Below are 19,268 nucleotides of genomic sequence, written 5' to 3' on the forward strand. Positions count from 1 at the left end.
CTCCTGCTCGGTAGTGGTACATGTGAGCTCTGTCGATTCTCCCACGCCCGGCGCGGCCCCCGCGCTCCCGGCTACTCCGCCCGCCGCGCTTATGGGGCCTTTCGTCCCGCTATTTCGGGCCGTTCGTCCGCCCTGCGTCCTACCCACCCCCAGAGGTATTGTCAAGGGGGTATTCCCACCCCTGCGGGGTTTTTTGAACACACTCGGTTGACGTGACGAGCGCGGCCGGGGCGGACAGACTTGGACAGGAGCCACGGCGTGACGCGCAGCGTGTACGTGACCGGGATCGACCGCGGAGACGGCCGGCAGGTGGTCGAGCTGGGAGTCATGGAGCTCCTGACCCGCCAGGTGGACCGGGTGGGGGTGTTCCGGCCGCTCGTGCACCACCGCCCCGACCGTCTGTTCGATCTTCTGCGGGCCCGCTACCGGCTCTCCCAGGACCCGTCGACCGTCTACGGCATGGACTACCACGAGGCCTCCGCGCTCCAGGCCGAACAGGGCACCGACGAGCTGGTCTCCCGGCTCGTCGACCGTTTCCACGCGGTGGCCCGCGACTACGAGGTCGTCCTCGTCCTCGGTACGGACTTCGCCGCCACCCAGCTCCCCGACGAGCTGGCGCTCAACGCGCGGCTGGCCAACGAGTTCGGCGCCTCGGTCATACCGGTGGTCGGCGGCAAGAACCAGACCGCCGAGTCCGTACGCGCCGAGGCCCGCAACGCCTTCCGGGCGTACGAAGGGCTCGGCTGCGACGTCCTCGCGATGGTGGTCAACCGGGCGGCCGGCGAGGACCGGGCGATGATCGCCGAACGGCTCTCGGCCCGGCTCCCGGTGCCCTGCTACGTCCTCCCCGACGAGCCGGCGCTCGCCGCGCCGACGGTCGCCCAGATCACCCACCACCTCGGGGCGTCGGTGGTCCTCGGCGACGACGCGGGCCTGGCCCGGGACGCCCTGGGCTTCGTCTTCGGCGGCGCGATGCTGCCGAACTTCCTCAACGCGCTGACCCCCGGCTGTCTGGTGGTCACCCCCGGAGACCGCGCCGACCTCGTCGTGGGCGCGCTGGCGGCCCACTCGGCCGGCACCCCGCCCATCGCCGGCGTACTGCTCACCCTGAACGAGCGGCCGACCGACGAGATCCTGACCCTGGCCGCCCGCCTCGCGCCCGGCACGCCGGTCATCTCCGTCCCCGGGACCAGCTTCCCCACGGCCGCCGAACTCTTCTCCCTCGAGGGCAAGTTGAGCGCGGCCACGCCCCGCAAGGCGGAGACCGCCCTCGGCCTCTTCGAGCGGCACGTGGACACCGCCGATCTGCTGAAGCGGATGTCGGTGGCGCGCACCGGCCGGGTCACGCCGATGATGTTCGAGCACGATCTGCTGGAGCAGGCCCGCGCCGACCGCCGTCGCGTGGTCCTCCCGGAGGGCACCGAGGAGCGGGTGCTGCGCGCCGCCGACGTGTTGCTGCGCCGGGACGTCTGCGACCTGACGCTGCTCGGCGACGTCGAGATCATCCGTAAGAAGGCCGCCGACCTCGGCATCGACCTCTCCGCGCCGTCGACCCAGCTGATCGACCCGCAGACCTCCGAGCTGCGCGACGGCTTCGCCACGAAGTACGCCGAGCTGCGCGCCCACAAGGGCGTGACGGTGGAGCTGGCGTACGACGTCGTCTCGGACGTCAACTACTTCGGCACGCTGATGGTCGAGGAGGGGCTGGCCGACGGCATGGTCTCGGGCTCCGTGCACTCCACGGCCGCGACGATCCGCCCCGCCTTCGAGATCATCAAGACCAAGCCGGACGCGTCGATCGTCTCGTCCGTCTTCTTCATGTGCCTCGCCGACAAGGTGCTCGTCTACGGCGACTGCGCGGTCAACCCGGACCCGAACGCGGTGCAACTCGCGGACATAGCCGTGCAGTCGGCGTCCACCGCGGCCCGGTTCGGGGTCGAGCCGCGGATCGCGATGCTCTCGTACTCCACCGGCACCTCGGGTTCCGGCGCGGACGTCGACAAGGTCCGCGAGGCGACGAAGCGGGTACGGGAGTCCCACCCGGAGCTGCGGATCGAGGGGCCCATCCAGTACGACGCGGCGGTCGAGCCGTCCGTCGCCGCGACCAAGCTGCCGGGCTCCGAGGTGGCCGGCCAGGCGACCGTGCTGATCTTCCCGGACCTCAACACCGGCAACAACACCTACAAGGCCGTGCAGCGTTCGGCCGGCGCCGTGGCGGTCGGCCCGGTCCTGCAGGGCCTGCGCAAGCCGGTGAACGACCTCTCGCGCGGCGCGCTCGTCAGCGACATCGTCAACACGGTCGCCATCACGGCGATCCAGTCCCAGGTCCCGTCCCAGGGTCAGGAGCCCACCGCATGACCACCCCCACCCCCACGCGTGTCCTCGTCCTCAACTCCGGTTCCTCGTCGGTCAAGTACCAGCTCCTGGACATGAGGGACAGCTCCCGCCTGGCCCTCGGTCTGGTCGAGCGGATCGGCGAGGAGACCTCGCGTCTCGTCCACACCCCGCTCCAGGGCGGCGGCGAGAAGCGCGAGAAGAACGGGCCGATCTCCGACCACGCGGCGGCGCTGAAGGCGGTGGCCGAGGAGCTGGCGGCGGACGGCCTCGGCATGGACTCCCCCGAGCTGGCGGCGATCGGCCACCGGGTGGTGCACGGCGGGCTCCGCTTCACCGCGCCGACCGTGATCGACGAGGACGTACTCGCCGAGATCGAGCGGCTCGTACCGGTGGCGCCGCTGCACAACCCGGCGAACCTCACCGGCATCCGTACGGCGATGTCGCTCCGCCCCGACCTGCCGCAGGTCGCGGTCTTCGACACCGCCTTCCACACGACGATGCCGGAGTCCGCGGCCCGGTACGCGATCGACGTGGAGACCGCGGACGCGCACCGGATCCGCCGCTATGGCTTCCACGGCACCTCGCACGCCTATGTGTCGCGCGAGACGGCGAGGCTGCTCGGGAAGGAGCCCGCGGAGGTGAACGTGATCGTGCTGCACCTGGGCAACGGAGCCTCGGCCTCCGCCGTCCGGGGCGGCCGGTGCGTGGACACCTCGATGGGGCTCACGCCGCTGGAGGGCCTGGTCATGGGCACCCGCTCGGGCGACATCGATCCGGCGGTCACCTTCCACCTCAAGCGGGTGGCGGGGATGTCGGCGGACGAGATCGACACGCTGCTGAACAAGAGGTCGGGGCTCGTCGGGCTCTGCGGCGACAACGACATGCGGGAGATCCGGCGCCGGATCGACGAGGGCGACGAGCGGGCGGCGCTCGCCTTCGACATCTACATCCACCGGCTGAAGAAGTACATCGGGGCGTACTACGCGGTACTCGGGCGGGTGGACGCGGTCGCGTTCACGGCGGGTGTCGGGGAGAACGCGGCCCCGGTGCGGGAAGCTGCCATCGCGGGCCTGGAGGAGCTGGGCCTGGCGGTGGACGCCGACCTCAACGCCGTACGGTCCGACGAGGCCCGGATCATCTCGCCGGAGTACGCGCGGGTGGCGGTCGCCGTGGTGCCGACGGACGAGGAGCTGGAGATCGCGCGCCAGAGCTTCGCCCTCGTCGCGACGGCGCCTGGAGATGTGAACGCTTGAGCGACCCTGCGCCCATTTGTACTTTCCACCAGACGGAATATTCCGCAGTGAAACAAACCGATAGGATCCGCCTCATGCGCCGTTCCAAAATCGTCTGCACGCTGGGCCCCGCCGTCGACTCGTACGAGCAGCTGAAAGCGCTCATCGAGGCCGGTATGAACGTGGCCCGATTCAACATGAGCCACGGGACCCAGGCCGAGCACCAGGAGCGGTACGACCGTCTCCGCAGGGCGGTGGCGGACACCGGCCGCGCCGTCGGTGTGCTCGCCGACCTCCAGGGCCCCAAGATCCGTCTGGAGACCTTCGCCGAGGGTCCCGTCGAGCTGGTGCGCGGTGACGAGTTCACCATCACCACCGAGGACGTCCCGGGTGACAAGTCCATCTGCGGGACCACGTACAAGGGCCTGCCCGGGGACGTCTCCAAGGGCGACCAGGTCCTGATCAACGACGGCAACGTCGAGCTGCGGGTGGTCGAGGTCGAGGGCCAGCGGGTCAAGACCGTGGTCATCGAGGGCGGTGTCATCTCCGACCACAAGGGCATCAACCTGCCCGGCGCGGCGGTCAACGTCCCGGCCCTGTCCGGGAAGGACGTCGAGGACCTGCGGTTCGCGCTCCGGATGGGCTGCGACATGGTCGCGCTCTCCTTCGTCCGTAACGCCGACGACGTCAAGGACGTCCACAAGGTGATGGACGAGGAGGGCCGCCGGGTCCCCGTCATCGCCAAGGTGGAGAAGCCGCAGGCGGTCGAGAACATGGTGGACGTGGTCGCCGCCTTCGACGCCGTCATGGTGGCCCGTGGCGACCTCGCGGTGGAGTACCCGCTGGAGAAGGTCCCGATGGTGCAGAAGCGCCTCGTGGAGATGTGCCGCCGCAACGCCAAGCCGGTCATCGTCGCCACCCAGATGATGGAGTCGATGATCACCAACTCGCGGCCCACGCGCGCCGAGGCCTCCGACGTGGCCAACGCGATCCTGGACGGCGCGGACGCGGTCATGCTGTCGGCGGAGTCGTCCGTCGGCGCGTACCCGATCGAGACCGTGAAGACGATGTCGAAGATCGTCGCCGCGGCCGAGGAGGAGCTGCTCGCCAAGGGCCTGCAGCCGCTCGTGCCCGGCAAGAAGCCGCGTACGCAGGGCGGTTCGGTGGCCCGCGCGGCCTGCGAGATCGCGGACTTCCTGGGCGGCAAGGCGCTGATCGCCTTCACCCAGTCCGGCGACACCGCGCGCCGCCTGTCCCGCTACCGGACGATCCAGCCGATCCTGGCCTTCACCACGGACGAGTCCACCCGCAACCAGCTCACCCTGAGCTGGGGCGTGGAGTCCTTCCTGGTCCCGTTCGTGGAGACCACGGACGCGATGGTCGACATCGTCGACGCGGAGCTGGCGAAGCTCAAGCGCTACAACGCGGGCGACACCATGGTCATCACGGCCGGCTCACCCCCCGGCGTCCCCGGCACCACGAACATGGTCCGGGTCCACCACCTGGGCGGCACCGACAACGCCTGACGCGCACCGAAGCGAGAGCATGACGAGGGCCCCCGTCCGGATCGGACGGGGGCCCTCGTCACATTGAAGGGGGCCGGCGCGCAGCGCCGTCGTTGAGGGGCGGTGGTCGGGCGACGGGTGGGATCCGTCAAGGGCTACAGGGGTCAGTTGGGCTCGACCGTGTTGCGGAGGCCCGGGACCGTGAGTGTGCCGCCGAACTGGCCCGCCTGGATGACCTCGACGTTCGTGAAGAACGCGAAGGGTACGTCGAGCGGCGGCGGCGTCTCCGGGTTGAAGGTGATCGGGATCAGGCCGAAGAGGTTGCCCTTCAGCTGCTCCGTGTACATGGTCACCGTGCCGTTGGTCATGGTCGACGTCGAGCCCTTGTTCGAGCGGACGTGTCCCGTGAGGCCGTCGGAGTGGACGGTGCGCTGGTGCAGGTCCTTGATGTCCACGCCGTCCTTCGCGGTGAACTTCAGGACCTTCTTGATCTTCCCGCTGCCGGTCTTCACCTCGACGATGCCGTGGTACTTGAGCCCCTTCAGCGTGAGCAGCGTGCTGTTGAGGATCCACGGCTCGTCCGGCAGGAGCGGGAGGCCCGGCTCCAGGTCGGCCGCCGCGAGCGCCTCGGGGTCGGGCTCGGGGCACGGGAAGCGCGGCTTGGCGCCCTCGGGTATGTCCCCGTCCTTCTTGGCGTCGAGACCCTTGGCGCTCTCCGGCAGCTCCTCGACCTCGGCGCCGACCTTGCCGGCGGCCTTCTCGATCGCGGCCTTGGTCTTGTCGACCGGGCCGTCGGACGAGGTCCCGTCGCCCGGCTTGGGAGCCGTCGTCGCCGGCTTCTCCGCGGGCTTCTCGGGCGCCTTGGTGGGCGCCGTCGCGGTCGGCGTCGGGGTCGGCGTGGCCGTCGGCGTCGGGGTCGCGTTCGGACCGTCGAAGAAGTCCTTGATCTTGTCGCCGACGCCCAGCGGGTCGAGCGGGTTGACGCTCTTCGTCGCCGTCGGCGTGGGCGTGGGCGTCGGTGCCGGGGACTCCTGCGGGGTGCCCGCGCGCTGCTCCGTCGTGGCCGTCGCCGAGGGGCTGGCGGTCGGCTTGGGCGACTCCTGTCCCTCCGTCGGCTCCGGCTTGGGCGAGGCTGTCGCGCTCGCGCTCGCCGTCGGCTTCGGCGTCTCCGCGGGCTTCGTCGGCTCCTCGGTCACCGGCTCGTCCGAGCGGGTCACGCACGGACCGGGCGCGAAGGGGATGTCCTTCTCGTCGGCGACGGCGAGCCTGGGCGCCATGCCCATGCCCATCAGGACCGCGGTCGGCATGGCGGCCAGGGCCATCGCCTTGCCCGCCGGCCCCTGGATCTTGTTCAGCAGCGACTTGCGCGGGGCCGCGTGCCGCGGACCCCTGCGAGCCAGAGTGGCGTCGTCCGCAGCCGTCGCCGACTGCGCCGACTGTGTTTCGTCACCCCGCACTGTTCCTCCCGCCGTTGGCGTCGATCGTCGTTTCGGTCGCCTGCGCACCGGGACCCGCCTGCGGGTCCGGCTCCTCACCGGCGCGCTGCTCCGGGACCGGGGCCTTCGCGAAGTCGACCGCGTGGGTCTCCTCCACCGCCTCGGTGCCGTGCTGCTGACCGTCGTACTCGTGCTCGCCCGCTACGGCCTCCGTCTCGGCCTCCGCACGCTCGCCGACCGGCTCGGCCGACGGCTGCTTGGTCCCGTCCTCCGGCGTGCCCGGGGCCCACGCGACGGAGAGACCGCCGCCCACCAGGGCGAGCAGGAAGCCCATGAAGAAGCCGCCGAGGTTGGAGACCGGGATGGAGACGAGTGCAAGCACGATCGCCGCGACGCCCGCGAACACCCGGACGATGGGCTGGAACCACATCGTCAGTCCGAGCGTCACCAGGAGCACGCCGATGATCAGCGCTCCGGCGCCACCCGTCGTCGCCATGGCGATCGTCATGTTGCCGAGTCGCAGGTCGGCGTACGGGAAGTAGGCGATCGGTACGCCGCCGATCATGGTGAACAGACCGGCCCAGAAGGGCCGGCCGCCCCGCCAGTGATGGAAGCGGCGCTCGCGCTGGTTCGGGACTCCGCGGGAAGCAGTGGACTCGGCGCTCATGGAAAACAGCTCCCTGGAAGCGGTGTTGCGATGAGAAGTGGAGAAGGTGGCTCTGTGGCCGGGAACGGGCGGGGCCGTACGGAACGAACGACGGCCCGCGCCCGCCGGGCGGTTACTGCCGGATGCAGCACCGAGTGACTACTCGGTGAAGCACTCCTTGGTGCCCTTGTGCAGCTTCAGGCTCAGGTTGCTGAGCTTGAACGTTCCGGCAGTGGTCGCCCACGCCTTCTGCTCCACGTTGGTCAGCTTCGCCGTCTCGGCGCGCTGCGAGAAGCCGTACGGGTTGGCCTTCGTACCCGGCTGGATGCCCGGCTTGCCCTCGGACTTCGGGAGCGAACCCGCGGCCACACCGATGTCGATGTTGCCGAACTCGGCGTCGGCCTTCAGCGAGGAGATATCCAGGTAGATATCCTTCGCGTAGACCGGCTTGTTCTTCTCCGTACCGGCGCGCAGCTCCAGCGAGACGTTGCCGATGAACGGCACGTTGGGCGTCACCACGGACTGGCACATGTTGGTGATCCAGGCCTCGGAGAAGCCTGAGACACCGACCGGCTCCGCGAAGGGCTTGCCTTCGAGGTCCTTGCCGGACGCCACGCTGCCGTACTGGACGAAGTCCTTGCCGACAAGACTGTCGGCCTTCACCTTGAACTCCTGGCCGGAGATGCTGAAGGACGCGGCGAGCGCGCCCTGAGCCAGGCCGACACCGATCGCGGCCGTCGCGGCCACACTCGGCACCATGACGACGGCGAACCGCTTCCATCTGGTCCCGCCACGAACCTGGGACTTCATGAGAATCCTCCTTCTCGGACGTACATCTCCGGATGGGCCCAGGGCCCGTCCTGGGATGGGAGAAGTGCTACGTCCTCGGGAAGGAGCGCCGAACACCGGGCGCGGAGCGTCCGACTTCACCGGCGATCACCCCCGAGCGACAACCACTGGCCACGCCTTGCGCGCAACCTCTTGGACAGGCCCTGCCGATGAGCAGGAACCCCCCTGTCCACGGCCGGCGCCACTGTCGCCGGCCCGCTCGGTGGGGACCCTCGCCGCGGACCCGGTTGGTTGCCGGGGTGGTGCGGTGGAGGACCGAGCGTCGCCGATCGTGGTCCATTCCTGGCGCCCGCACAAGGGGGTTCGTTACTCGCTAGTAACGGCTGGATAACCTCGCCACGACAGCGCGATGCCGCGCGGCCACACAGGGTGCAGCCCGCGGCAGCGGCAAAGCAGGATGAGCGAGAAGAAACCCGGACACAATCACGGGTTCGATTTACTGCAAGTAACAGCGGCCGCGATTACCAAGTTTTGGTAAAGCGCGGCCGCGTTCTATCGCCGTGTCGCCAAATCGGCGCCGTTCCCGGCGAGCCGGGAACGGCGTCGGATCAGCACTCGTACGGTCAGAACAGCACCCGCGCGAGGGCCTGACGGGCCGCCACCACCCGCGGGTCCTCCGGCCCGATCACCTCGAACAGCTCCAGGAGCCGGAGCCGCGCCGCGTCCCGCTCCTCACCGACCGTCCGACGCACCGCGTCCACCAGCCGGCTGAAGGCGTCCTCGACATGGCCGCCCACCAGATCGAGATCGGCGGCGGCGATCTGCGCGCCGGCGTCGGCCGGGTTGTCGGCCGCGTTCTTCCGCACCGCCGCCGGGTCCATGTCCTGGACGCGGGCGAGCAGTTCCGCCTGGGCCAGACCGAGCTTCGCCTCCGGGTGACCGGGGTCGTCGGCCAGCACGTTCTTGTACGCCTGGACCGCGCCGGCCAGGTCACCGGCGTCCAGCGCCGACATGGCCGCTTCGAGCAGCGCGTCGTACGGGCCGGCCGGCACCGGGGCCTGGGCGGCGGCCGCACCGTCGGACGACTCGGCGTCCGGGTCGACGGCGATGCCCGTGAGGCCGAAGCGCTCCTCGCCGACCTGGATCAGCTGGTCCAGGGTCTGCCGGATCTGGGCCTCGGGCGCCGCGCCCTGGAAGAGCGGCAGCGCCTGGCCGGCGACCACCGCGAAAACGGCCGGAATTCCCTGGATGCCGAACTGCTGCATCAGCATCTGGTTGGCGTCGACGTCGACCTTGGCCAGCAGGAAGCGGCCGTCGTACTCGACGGCGAGCCGCTCGAGGAGGGGGCCGAGCTGCTTGCACGGCTCACACCACTCGGCCCAGAAGTCGATGACGACCGGAACCTCGGCGGAGCGCTGCAGGACATCGCGCTCGAAGCCGGCCTCGTCGACATCGATCACCAGGGCAGAGGGGGCGACGGCCGCCGCGCCACCCTGCCGGGCGGCCTCGGCACGCGCCTGCTCCGCCTTCGCCTTGGCCTCACCGGCCGCCTTCACCGCGGCGAGGTCGACGACGCCGCTCATGGACATGTTTCTGGGCTGCATGAGTACATCCTCCCCCTTCCGCGCGCGTAACCGGTACGTCATGGCTGAACCGTGCACCTCGGTGCACGGTTCTCGTTCTGTTCGTCTGCGTTCGCGCCGGGTCCCCACCTGGCGCATGTGGTTGTCGCTCAGGCCGGTCAGGCCTTTCGCTACGGGTCGTAGCGTAACTGTCTCCGTCGGCCCAGGGGAAGGGATCTTCGGTGAACTGGCTCACATCACGGGCCTCTGGCGCAATACCTACCGGCGGGTATGGTCGATCCCCATGTGTAGCCGCACCAGCCCCCGAAGCCGTACCGGACGCCCGCGCAGTGTCGAGGCCGATGCCGCGATCCTCGACGCCACCCGGGCCGCGCTGGTCGAACTGGGCTGGTCGAAGCTGACGATGGGCGATGTGGCGGGCCGCGCGGGGGTCGCCAAGACCACCCTGTACCGGCGCTGGGCGAGCAAGAACGAACTCGTCGTGGACGCCGTGGCCGTCCTCTTCGACGAACTCGAACTCCCCGACCTCGGTTCCCTCCAGGCCGACATCGAGAACGTGGTCCTCCAGTTCGCGGCGCTGCTCCAGCGGCCGGAGACCAAGACCGCGCTGATGGCGGTGGTCGCGGAGTCCACCCGGGACGAGCCGCTCCGTGAACGCATCCGCACCTCCATCGTCGACCGGCAGAAGCGGCTGGTCCTCGAAGGCCGCCAGCGCGCCCAGGAGCGCGGCGAACTCCCCGCGGACCGGGATCCGGCGTCCGTCGACCGCACCGACGACCTGATCTTCGACGTGATCGCCGGCGCGGTGGTCCACCGCGCCCTGGTGAGCGCCGAGCCCGTCGACGAGGCCTGGGTCAAGCGCTTCACGGCCCTGCTCCTCGGCGGGCTGAGCGCGGCGGCGGCCACGCCCTGAGGGCTGGGCGCGGCGGCGGCCACCCCCTAGGGTGACCGGTCGTGACGATCACTCTGAACAGCGCCGTGCGCGCGCTCCTGGACGACACCAACCCGGCGATCCTGGGCACCGTCCACCCCGACGGCTCTCCGCAGACCTCGGTGGTCTGGGTGGGCAGGGACGGCGACGACCTGCTGATCTCGTCCCAGGCCGGCCGCCGCAAGGTACGGAACATCGAGGCCGACCCCCGGGTCAGCCTGATCCTGTACGACCGTAAGGACCCGCAGCTGTACGCCGAGATACGGGGCACGGCCACGGTCACCGAGGACGTCGGCCGCGCGCTCGCGGTCGCGCTGGACGAGCACTACGAGGGCCCGGGCGCGGGCCAGGACTACCTCGAACTGCCGCCGGAGGTGGTGCGGGTGGTCATCCGCCTCACGCCGACGAAGGTGGCCGGGACGGCCGCGCAGCAGTAGCCCGAGCGGAAGGGGCGGTACGGGAGTTCCCGTACCGCCCCTTTCCCATCTGTGGAGACCGTAGGGCTAGAAGCCCGGGGGCTCCGTGTAGATGCCCCACTCCTCGCGGAGGACGTCGCAGATCTCGCCGAGCGTGGCCTCCGCCCGTACCGCGTCGAGCATCGGGCCGATCATGTTCGAGCCGTCCCGGGCCGCCGCCAGCATCGAGTCGAGCGCGGCGCGCACCCGGGCGTCGTCGCGGCGGCCCTTGCGCTCGCCGAGGACCCGGACCTGCTCCCACTCGACCTCGTGGCTGACCCGCAGGATCTCCAGGTCGCCGGTGACCGAGCCGTGGTGCACGTTGACGCCGACGACCCGCTTGTCGCCCTTCTCCAGGGACTGCTGGTACTGGAAGGCGGACTCGGCGATCTCGCCGGTGAACCAGCCGTCCTCGATGCCGCGCAGGATGCCGGAGGTGATCGGCCCGATCGGGTGCTGCCCGTCCGGGTGGGCCCGGCGCCCGCGCTCCCTGATCTGGTCGAAAATCTTCTCCGCGTCGGCCTCGATGCGGTCGGTGAGCTGCTCGATGAACCAGGAGCCGCCGAGCGGGTCGGCCACGTTGGCCACGCCCGTCTCCTCCATCAGCACCTGCTGCGTGCGCAGCGCGATCTCGGCGGCCTGCTCGCTGGGGAGCGCGAGGGTCTCGTCGAGGGCGTTGGTGTGCAGCGAGTTCGTGCCGCCGAGGACGGCCGCGAGCGCCTCGACCGCGGTCCGTACGACGTTGTTGTACGGCTGCTGGGCGGTGAGGGAGACACCGGCGGTCTGGGTGTGGAAGCGGAGCCACTGCGCCTTGTCGGTCTTGGCGCCGTACACCTCCTTCATCCAGCGCGCCCAGATCCGGCGGGCGGCGCGGAACTTGGCGATCTCCTCGAAGAAGTCGAGGTGCGCGTCGAAGAAGAAGGAGAGGCCGGGGGCGAAGACGTCGACGTCGAGCCCGCGGCTGAGCCCGAGTTCGACGTAGCCGAAGCCGTCGGCGAGGGTGTACGCGAGCTCCTGCGCGGCCGTCGCCCCGGCCTCGCGGATGTGGTAGCCGGAGACGGAGAGCGGCTTGTAGTCCGGGATGCCCTGGGCGCAGTGCTCCATCAGGTCGCCGATGAGGCGGAGGTGCGGCTCGGGCTGGAAGAGCCACTCCTTCTGCGCGATGTACTCCTTGAAGATGTCGGTCTGGAGCGTCCCGTTGAGGACGGCCGGGTCGACACCCTGGCGCTCGGCGGCGACCAGGTACATGCAGAAGACGGGCACGGCGGGCCCGGAGATGGTCATCGAGGTGGTGACGTCGCCGAGCGGGATGTCCTTGAAGAGGACCTCCATGTCGGCGGCGGAGTCGATGGCGACGCCGCAGTGGCCGACCTCGCCGAGCGCGCGCGGGTCGTCGGAGTCGCGGCCCATGAGGGTGGGCATGTCGAAGGCGACCGAGAGCCCGCCGCCGCCGGCGGCCAGGATCATCTTGTACCGCTCGTTGGTCTGCTCGGCGTTGCCGAAGCCGGCGAACTGGCGGATGGTCCAGGTCCGGCCACGGTAGCCGGTGGGGTGCAGGCCGCGGGTGAACGGGTACTCCCCGGGCCAGCCGATGCGCTCGAAGCCCGCGTAGGTGTCGCCGGGCCGGGGCCCGTAGACGGGCTCGACCGTGTCACCGGAGAGCGTGGTGAAGTCGGCGTCGCGCTTGCGGGCCTTGTCGTACCGGGCCTGCCAGCGGAGGCGGCCTTCTTCGATGGCGTCAGCGTCCATGCTTCGAATTTACTAGGACGTCCTAGTAAATGTCGATGGCAAACCCCCACGGGGATCCCGTGGGGGTGCGGGTCAGGCGTGGGGTCAGACGTTGACGGGAGCCGGCTGCGCGCCGCTGACCAGCGGAAGCGTCTCGCGGACGATCTTGCGCTCGACGAAGAAGGCGGCCAACGGAATCGTCCCGGACAGCAGCACCCAGAGGAGCTTGCCGAACGGCCACTTCGCCTTGGAGCCGAGATCGAAGGCGAAGATCAGGTAGATGATGTAGAGGACACCGTGGGCCTGGGAGACCGCGAAGGTCACGTCCTCGCCCATGTCGAACCCGTACTTGAAGACCATGCAGGTGCACAGCACGAGCAGCATGACGGCGGTCACGTACGCCATGACGCGGTAACGGGTCAGCACGCTGGATTTCATGCCGTCGAGCGTAACGGCACGTTCCGGGCGATCTTCGGGCGGGTCAGCTCTCGTCGAAGTCCTCGGCCGAGACCCGCAGCGGGCGGAGCATCGCGAAAATCTCGGCGCACTCCTCGGCGTCGTAGACCCCGAGCCCGAAGTCCATCGCCATCAGGTCCCGGGTGGCGGCCTCGACCACCTCGCGGCCCTTCTCGGTGATGGAGGCGAGGGTGCCGCGGCCGTCGTTGGGGTTCGGCCGCTTGTCGACGAGGCCGGACTTCACCAGCCGGTCGACGGTGTTGGTGACCGAGGTCGGGTGCACCATCAGCCGCTCGCCGATCTTGGACATCGGCAGCTCACCGGCCTTGGAGAAGGTGAGCAGCACCAGCGCCTCGTACCGCGCGAAGGTCAGTCCGTACGGCTTGACGACGGCGTCGACCTCCGCGAGGAGGATCTGGTGGGCGCGCATGATCGAGGTGATCGCGGCCATCGAGGGGACCGGGCCCCAGCGCTTCTGCCAGAGTTCGTCGGCGCGGGCGATGGGGTCGAAGGGGAGACTGAGCGGCTTCGGCACGCGTCGACCTTACCGACTGGTCACATGCCGGTCAGCCCCGTCTCGCACTTCGGTCGCCCGTACTTCCAGGACCACGGCCACCAGGCAGAGGGTGCCCAGGACTCCCGTGGCGGCGACCACGAGGTGGACCGGGAGGAACTCGGCGGCGAGGCCGGCGGCGGCCATGCCGACGCCCTGCGCGGTCATCATCCCGGCGGTCATCAGGGTCATGGCCCGGCCCCGCTGCTCCTCGGGGACGGCGGCGACGAACCAGGCGTCGAGTCCGAGGGTGTACGCGCCGGTGGCACCGGCCAGCAGGAGAGCGAGGCCCGCGAGGACGGCGGCGGGCTCGACGGCGTAGAGGAGATAGGGCAGGACGCCGGCCAGCACGAGCGGGTACACGATCCGGGAGCGGGTGGCGGCGCCGAGGGCGGACCCGGCGAACAGCTCGCCCGCGATGGTGCCGACGGGCAGGGCGCACATCAGCAGCCCGAGCGCGGCGGTGGAGACGCCGGCCTGGTCCGCGTAGGGGGCGGCGAGGGCCTCGGGGACGACGGCGAAGAGCGGCGGCACCCAGAAAAGCAGCATGAGGGCGCGGACGCGGCGGTCACGGAGGAGGGCGAGGTTGCCCCGCTGCCGCTCGGTGGCGCCCCGGGCGGGCCGCTTCCGCGTCCCGAGGCGGAGGAGGGCGGCGGAGGCGAGGAAGGTCACGGCGGTGATGGCGATGGCGCCGCGCGGCGGGACGGCGGTGAGGAGCAGGCCGCCGACGGCGAAGCCGGTGAGGAGGGCGCTCTGGGAGACGATCCGGAGGAGGGAGCGGCCGAGGACGAAGAGGTCGCCGTCGCCGAGGATGTCGGCGAGGGTCGCCATCCGGGTCCCGTTGAAGACCGGCGCGACGGCGGCGACGGCACACCGGAGCAGGAGCAGCCCGGCGACGGGGGTGGCGGGCACCACCATGAGCGCGACGCAGCCGGCGCAGACGAGATCGCAGACGACGAGCACCCGGCGGGGCGGGTACCGGTCGGCGACCCCGGCGAGGAGGGTGCCGCCGATGAGGTAGGGCAGGAAGCCGAGGGCGAAGGTGAGCGCGGAGAGCAGGGGCGAGCGCGTGAGGTCGTAGACGAGCACGGTGAGCGCGATCTCGCTGACGACGACGCCGAGCAGCGAGAGCAGATGCGCGACGAACACGACCCGGAACTCCGGCACGGCGAAGACGGCCCGGTAGCCCGGGCCGCCCGCGGCCACCGGGCACGGGTCGGCACCCGCGGGCACCTCGGACGGCAGGCCCGACCCGGGCCCGGCGGCGGGGTTCGCCACGGCCGACCCGGGCCCGGCGGCGGGGTCCGCCACGGCCGACGCGGGCCCGGCGGCGGGGCGGGGGGCCGCCGCGCCGACGCCCTGCTCGGGCCCCAGGCCCGCCCCCGGGCCGGCCGTCGCCGGGCCGGCCATCCCCGCGACGGAGTCGCCGCGCGGGCGCGGCTCGGGGGCGGTGGGGTCGCCGGGCTCTGGCGGGCGGACGGACGACCGGGGTCCGGGGGTGTGCTTCGGCATGGCGGGAAGACTGCCGGTCCCGGCCTCCGCCACCTAGACTTTCGGCTCCAGCCGAATCTTTCACCGAAGGCGCCGGAGGGCGACCCGTGCCGTACCACCTTCAGTTCGGCGAGGCCGATCCCCTTCGGATCCGGTTCGCGCTCTCGCCGCTCTGGGAGACGCACTCCGCCGTGCGGGTGCTCGCGCGGCCCCGGCAGCAGGGGTACCACCTGCCGTGGCTGCGGCGGATCCGGGGCGCTGCCGAGGGGCTCGAACTAGGGCCGCTGCACCTGCTGATGCCCCGGCGCGGGCACAGCCCCGACTTCCTCTATCCGCCGCCGCGGGGGCCCGCCGCCTCGTTCGACGAGGAGATCGCGGCCGTACGGGAGACCGATCCGGCCCTCGCCCACGACGACTTCGCGCGGGCCCTCGCCGAGACGCCCGGCGCCACCGCGAGCGACGAGGGTCAGCGGATGCTGGCCGATCCGGCGGGTGCCGTCCAGCGGCTCGCGGATCTGCTCCAGGCGGCCTGGGAGGCCCTCATCGCGCCCGACTGGCCCCGGCTGCGGGCCCTCCTGGAGGCCGATGTCGCCCACCACTCCCGCAGGCTCGCGGAAGGCGGGCTTGAGCGGCTGCTCGGTGAGATCCATCCCGGCTTCGGGTGGGGCGCCGACAGCGCCACGCTCACGGTCGCCTACCAGGGCGAGCACGTCCGCGCGCTCGACGGCCAAGGGCTGGTCCTGATGCCTTCCGTCTTCACCTGGCCCGACGTGATCAGCGGTTTCGACCCTCCCTGGCAGCCGACCATCGCGTACCCCGCGCGCGGGATCGGCGGCCTGTGGACCGAGGCCACCGCCGACCGGACGCCCGACGCCCTCGCCCGCCTCCTCGGCCGGGCCCGCGCGGACGTGCTGTGCGCGCTCGACGAGCCGGCCGGCACCACCGCACTCGCGCACCGCCTCGGCCTCGCCCCCTCCTCCGTCTCGGCTCACCTGTCCGTCCTGACGGAGGCCGGCCTGCTGACCTCCCGCCGCTACGGCCACCAGGTGCTCTACGAACGCACCCCGATCGGCATAGCCCTGACCGGCTCCCCGGTGTCGCATCCACGCCCCGAGTGACCGTTATGTCACGATGACGCCGTGTCCCGCCGCACCTCCACCACAGCCGTCCTGACCCTCGTCACCGCGCTGCTCCTGACCGGATGCGGCGGTACGGACGAGCCCGCCCGCACCCCCGTCGGCCCGCCCTCCGCACGCGGCGAGGCGGTGGCCCCCGCCAGCGGCTCCCCCTTCTGGGTCGACCCGGACAGCGACGCGGCCCGGCAGGTTCGGCAGTACGAGGCGGAGGGCCGCACCGAGGACGCGCGGCTGCTCAAGCGGATCGCGGAGCGGCCGGTCGCCGACTGGCCGGCCGGCGACGATCCCGTACCGGACATCAGCAAGGCCGTGCGCGGGGCCGCCGCCGACAAGCGGACCGTGGTCCTCGTCGCGTACAACATCCCGCACAGGGACTGCGGGATGTACTCGGCCGGCGGCTCGCAGGACGCGCAGGCGTACCGCACCTGGGTCGACTCCTTCGCCGCCGCCATCGGGGACGCGCCCGCGATCGTCGTCCTGGAGCCGGACGCCGTTCCGCACGCCGTGGACGGCTGCACGCCCGCCCAGTACCACGACGAGCGCTACCAGCTGCTCTCCGAGGCGGTCGACCGGCTGAAGCGCCAGCCGAACACCCGGGTCTATCTGGACGCGGGCAATCCGCGGTGGATCGACGATCCGGGCAAGCTGGTGGAGCCCTTGCGGCGCGCGGGCATCGCCCAGGCCGACGGCTTCTCGCTGAACGTCTCCAACTTCGAGACCAACGACCGCGTGAAGGGCTTCGGCGCCAAGCTCTCCGGGCTGCTCGGCGGCGCCCACTTCACCGTCGACACCAGCCGCAACGGCGACGGCCCCGCCCCGGGAAACGGCGAGGACGCCTGGTGCAATCCGCCGGGGCGGGCGCTCGGCGTGCCGCCGACCGACCGCACCGGCGACAAGCTGGTGGACGCCTATCTGTGGATCAAGCGGCCGGGCGAATCGGACGGCACGTGCCGGGGCGGGCCGTCCGCCGGCACCTGGTGGCCGGACTACGCCCTGGGGCTGGCCAGAAGGGCCAAAGCGTAGGGGCGCGCGCTCACCCCACCTGCACCCACTTCGCCTCCGACGAGATCCCGTCCTGGTCCGTGACGAAGAGCATGTACCAGCCCGGCGGGACGAGCGTCCGGTCGAGCGGTACGTCCACCGTCACCGAGTCCTTCGTCTTCGTCAGGCCCAGCTCCACCGACCGCTGTTCGACGTCCGTGGAGTGGGTGACGGCACTGGGCCGCATCAGCCGGGCCTTGGTGATCCGGGCCGCGTCCTTGGTCCGGAACGTGACCCGGCCGTTCTGGTCCAGTTCCTGCGGGCCCTCGCCCACGACCGGCCGGTTCCCGCCGGCCCGGTGCAGGGAGGGCGGGGTGAAGACCTCGATCCGCTGCTCGAAGCTGCCGAGCTTGGTGTTGCCCTTGTTGCCGTAGAGCGGGTCGGAGCCGAAGGTGGCGACCCGGCCGTCGGGCAGCAGCAGCGCCTCGGAGTGGTAGTTCCGGCCGACCGTCGGATCGGCGGCGGCCGAGAAGGCGTTGGCCCGGGGGTCGTAGAACTGCGCCTTCAGGATGTCGCTGCCGCTGCTGCCCCTGTACTGCTCCGAGCCGCCGGTGGTGAAGACGGTGTCATCGGGCATGAGCACGCTGTTGAGGTAGCGGGTGCCCTGCGGGAGCGCGGGCCCGTCCTGGAAGGCCGGGGTCTCCTTGGACAGGTCGATGATCGAGGTACGGGCGGTGGACTTCGGGGACTCGCCGACCCCACCGCCGCCGAGCACCATGACCTTCTGGTCCTGGACGGGCGGCAGCATCAGGGAGGAGGAGGTCTCCATCTGGTCGGTGTCGGTGAGCCCGCCCAGCTTGGTGAAGGCGTTCTTCTTCAGGTCCCAGAGCCCCGGCTCGCGGCCCTTGTCGGCGGGGCCGTACCCCGCGTTGGAGCCGGTGTAGAGCAGCTTGCCGCCCTTGGTCAGGAAGAGGGCCGGGTAGGTGGGGAAGTAGCGGAAGGGGCCCTTGGACCACTTCTTGGTCTTGGGGTCGTAGATCTCGTTGTCGCCGGGGACGACGTCGCCGACGTCGTTGAGCCCGGAGACGGCGAGGACCTTGCCGTCCTGGAGGGAGACGAGCGTCGGGTACCAGCGGGCGTCCTTCATCGGCGCGACGGGGATGTACTTCTCCGCCCTGGGGTCGAACTCGTACGCGCCCTTGATGCCCTGGAAGTCCTGCTTCTCGGTGGTGAGCCGCTGGGCGAGGCCGTACACGTTGGCGGCGTCGTCGCCCTTGAGCCCGACGACCTCGTACTGCGCGGCCTGGGTGGTGAGCGCCTGCGCGCCCTCCTTCCTCGCCTCCACGAATACCCGCGCCTCGGCGGCGGTGACCTTGGTCTTCCAGGGCTTCATCTGGCCGCTGTTGAAGTACGAGACCTCGAACTCGCGCTTGGCCTTGGGGACGGTGACGTCGACCTTCGACACGTACTCGACCCCGGACGGGGAGCGGAAGACCGTGCCCTTCTTGAGGGTGATCGCCCTGTCGGGGCTCTCGTTCTTGACCCGCATCCCGCCGCCGGCCCGCTTGACCTCGCCGTCGAGGATCTCGTAGCGGGCGGTGCCGCCGGCCACCAGCAGGCGGCCGTCGGCGAGTTGGGTGTGGCCGGAGCAGAAGAAGTCCTCGGGGGTGGGGATCTTCTTGAAGGTGTTCTTCTTCGGGTCCCACAGGATGGTGTCGAAGGTGCCGGCGTCGAACTTCTTCTGGTCGTTGCCGGAGCCGGCGATGAGCAGCACCTTGCCGGTGTGCAGCAGCGCCGCGTGGATGGCGTTGACGCGGTACGCGGAGGGGACGTCGACCCCCGACCAGGAGCCGAACCGCTTCATGTAGCCGGGCTGGGCGATCTTGTACGCGTGGTACTTCTCCCCGACGAAGGTGACCGCGGCGGGCGCGTTCAGCGCCGCGAGGACCACGACGGCGCCGCTGCCGAACAGCGTCTTCTTGAACTTCTTCGACGGCTGGTAGGCCATG

Annotated in this window: 16 protein-coding genes; 7 read left to right on the top strand and 9 right to left on the bottom strand. The window is 70.9% G+C overall.

Features of this window, described 5'->3' with window-relative positions; genetic code table 11:
* The first annotated feature begins 258 nt into the window (after positions 1–258).
* The 3 genes from pta (at position 259) to pyk (ending at position 5,095) form a co-directional block, all read left to right on the top strand.
* Positions 259–2,358: a phosphate acetyltransferase gene (pta, locus tag Q5762_RS15820; protein ID WP_315892730.1), complete on the top strand. Its 2,100-nt coding sequence runs from the start codon at positions 259–261 to the stop codon at positions 2,356–2,358.
* Positions 2,355–3,590 (top strand): acetate kinase, encoded by a 1,236-nt coding sequence (locus tag Q5762_RS15825; RefSeq protein ID WP_315892731.1) that lies wholly within the window; start codon positions 2,355–2,357, stop codon positions 3,588–3,590. The genes pta and Q5762_RS15825 overlap by 4 nt, the downstream gene beginning before the upstream one ends.
* A 74-nt stretch (positions 3,591–3,664) precedes the next feature.
* Positions 3,665–5,095 (top strand): pyruvate kinase, encoded by a 1,431-nt coding sequence (pyk, locus tag Q5762_RS15830; protein ID WP_315892732.1) that lies wholly within the window; start codon positions 3,665–3,667, stop codon positions 5,093–5,095.
* A 143-nt stretch (positions 5,096–5,238) separates the two neighbouring features.
* Here the strand turns inward: pyk and Q5762_RS15835 are convergent, their stop codons facing one another.
* The 4 genes from Q5762_RS15835 to Q5762_RS15850 all read right to left on the bottom strand — a co-directional run bounded on the left by Q5762_RS15835 (position 5,239) and on the right by Q5762_RS15850 (position 9,549).
* Complete coding sequence (locus Q5762_RS15835; protein WP_315892733.1) at positions 5,239–6,531, bottom strand: hypothetical protein; 1,293 nt, start codon at positions 6,529–6,531, stop codon at positions 5,239–5,241.
* Complete coding sequence (locus tag Q5762_RS15840; RefSeq protein ID WP_315892734.1) at positions 6,521–7,177, bottom strand: DUF6114 domain-containing protein; 657 nt, start codon at positions 7,175–7,177, stop codon at positions 6,521–6,523. Before Q5762_RS15840 ends, Q5762_RS15835 begins: the two co-directional genes overlap by 11 nt.
* A gap of 138 nt (positions 7,178–7,315) precedes the next feature.
* The gene (locus Q5762_RS15845) at positions 7,316–7,966 is read right to left on the bottom strand and encodes a DUF6230 family protein (protein WP_315892735.1); all 651 of its coding nucleotides are present in this window, start codon (positions 7,964–7,966) and stop codon (positions 7,316–7,318) included.
* A gap of 602 nt (positions 7,967–8,568) precedes the next feature.
* Entirely contained in the window at positions 8,569–9,549 is a 981-nt protein-coding gene (locus Q5762_RS15850) for a tetratricopeptide repeat protein (protein ID WP_315892736.1), read from the bottom strand.
* A 262-nt stretch (positions 9,550–9,811) separates the two neighbouring features.
* Here Q5762_RS15850 and Q5762_RS15855 point away from each other — a divergent pair, with 262 nt between their 5' ends.
* Positions 9,812–10,441 carry a TetR/AcrR family transcriptional regulator gene (locus tag Q5762_RS15855; protein ID WP_315892737.1) on the top strand — a complete coding sequence of 210 codons (630 nt, stop codon included), beginning with the start codon at positions 9,812–9,814 and terminating at the stop codon, positions 10,439–10,441.
* A gap of 41 nt (positions 10,442–10,482) precedes the next feature.
* Positions 10,483–10,896: a PPOX class F420-dependent oxidoreductase gene (locus tag Q5762_RS15860; RefSeq protein WP_315892738.1), complete on the top strand. Its 414-nt coding sequence runs from the start codon at positions 10,483–10,485 to the stop codon at positions 10,894–10,896.
* A 66-nt stretch (positions 10,897–10,962) separates the two neighbouring features.
* On the opposite strand, the gene Q5762_RS15865 is transcribed toward Q5762_RS15860, so the two are convergent.
* The 4 genes from Q5762_RS15865 to Q5762_RS15880 all read right to left on the bottom strand — a co-directional run bounded on the left by Q5762_RS15865 (position 10,963) and on the right by Q5762_RS15880 (position 15,061).
* Positions 10,963–12,663 carry a methylmalonyl-CoA mutase family protein gene (locus tag Q5762_RS15865; protein ID WP_315892739.1) on the bottom strand — a complete coding sequence of 567 codons (1,701 nt, stop codon included), beginning with the start codon at positions 12,661–12,663 and terminating at the stop codon, positions 10,963–10,965.
* Between the two features lie 84 nt (positions 12,664–12,747).
* The gene (locus tag Q5762_RS15870; RefSeq protein WP_315892740.1) at positions 12,748–13,080 is read right to left on the bottom strand and encodes a DUF3817 domain-containing protein; all 333 of its coding nucleotides are present in this window, start codon (positions 13,078–13,080) and stop codon (positions 12,748–12,750) included.
* A gap of 43 nt (positions 13,081–13,123) precedes the next feature.
* Entirely contained in the window at positions 13,124–13,633 is a 510-nt protein-coding gene (locus Q5762_RS15875) for a MarR family transcriptional regulator (protein ID WP_315892741.1), read from the bottom strand.
* Positions 13,634–13,642: 9 nt separating this feature from the next.
* Positions 13,643–15,061, bottom strand: a complete 1,419-nt coding sequence (locus Q5762_RS15880; RefSeq protein WP_399495178.1) for an MFS transporter — start codon at positions 15,059–15,061, stop codon at positions 13,643–13,645.
* Positions 15,062–15,249: 188 nt separating this feature from the next.
* Between Q5762_RS15880 and Q5762_RS15885 the strand changes: the two genes are divergently transcribed.
* Together Q5762_RS15885 and Q5762_RS15890 are read left to right on the top strand one after the other, a co-directional pair.
* Entirely contained in the window at positions 15,250–16,260 is a 1,011-nt protein-coding gene (locus Q5762_RS15885; RefSeq protein WP_315892743.1) for a DUF5937 family protein, read from the top strand.
* Between the two features lie 21 nt (positions 16,261–16,281).
* The gene (locus tag Q5762_RS15890) at positions 16,282–17,301 is read left to right on the top strand and encodes a glycoside hydrolase family 6 protein (RefSeq protein ID WP_315892744.1); all 1,020 of its coding nucleotides are present in this window, start codon (positions 16,282–16,284) and stop codon (positions 17,299–17,301) included.
* Between the two features lie 10 nt (positions 17,302–17,311).
* Here the strand turns inward: Q5762_RS15890 and Q5762_RS15895 are convergent, their stop codons facing one another.
* Positions 17,312–19,267, bottom strand: a complete 1,956-nt coding sequence (locus Q5762_RS15895; protein WP_315892745.1) for a kelch motif-containing protein — start codon at positions 19,265–19,267, stop codon at positions 17,312–17,314.
* Position 19,268 lies beyond the last annotated feature (1 nt).

Origin of the sequence: Streptomyces sp. P9(2023) (assembly GCF_032436795.1) — a bacterium.
GTDB lineage: Bacteria > Actinomycetota > Actinomycetes > Streptomycetales > Streptomycetaceae > Streptomyces.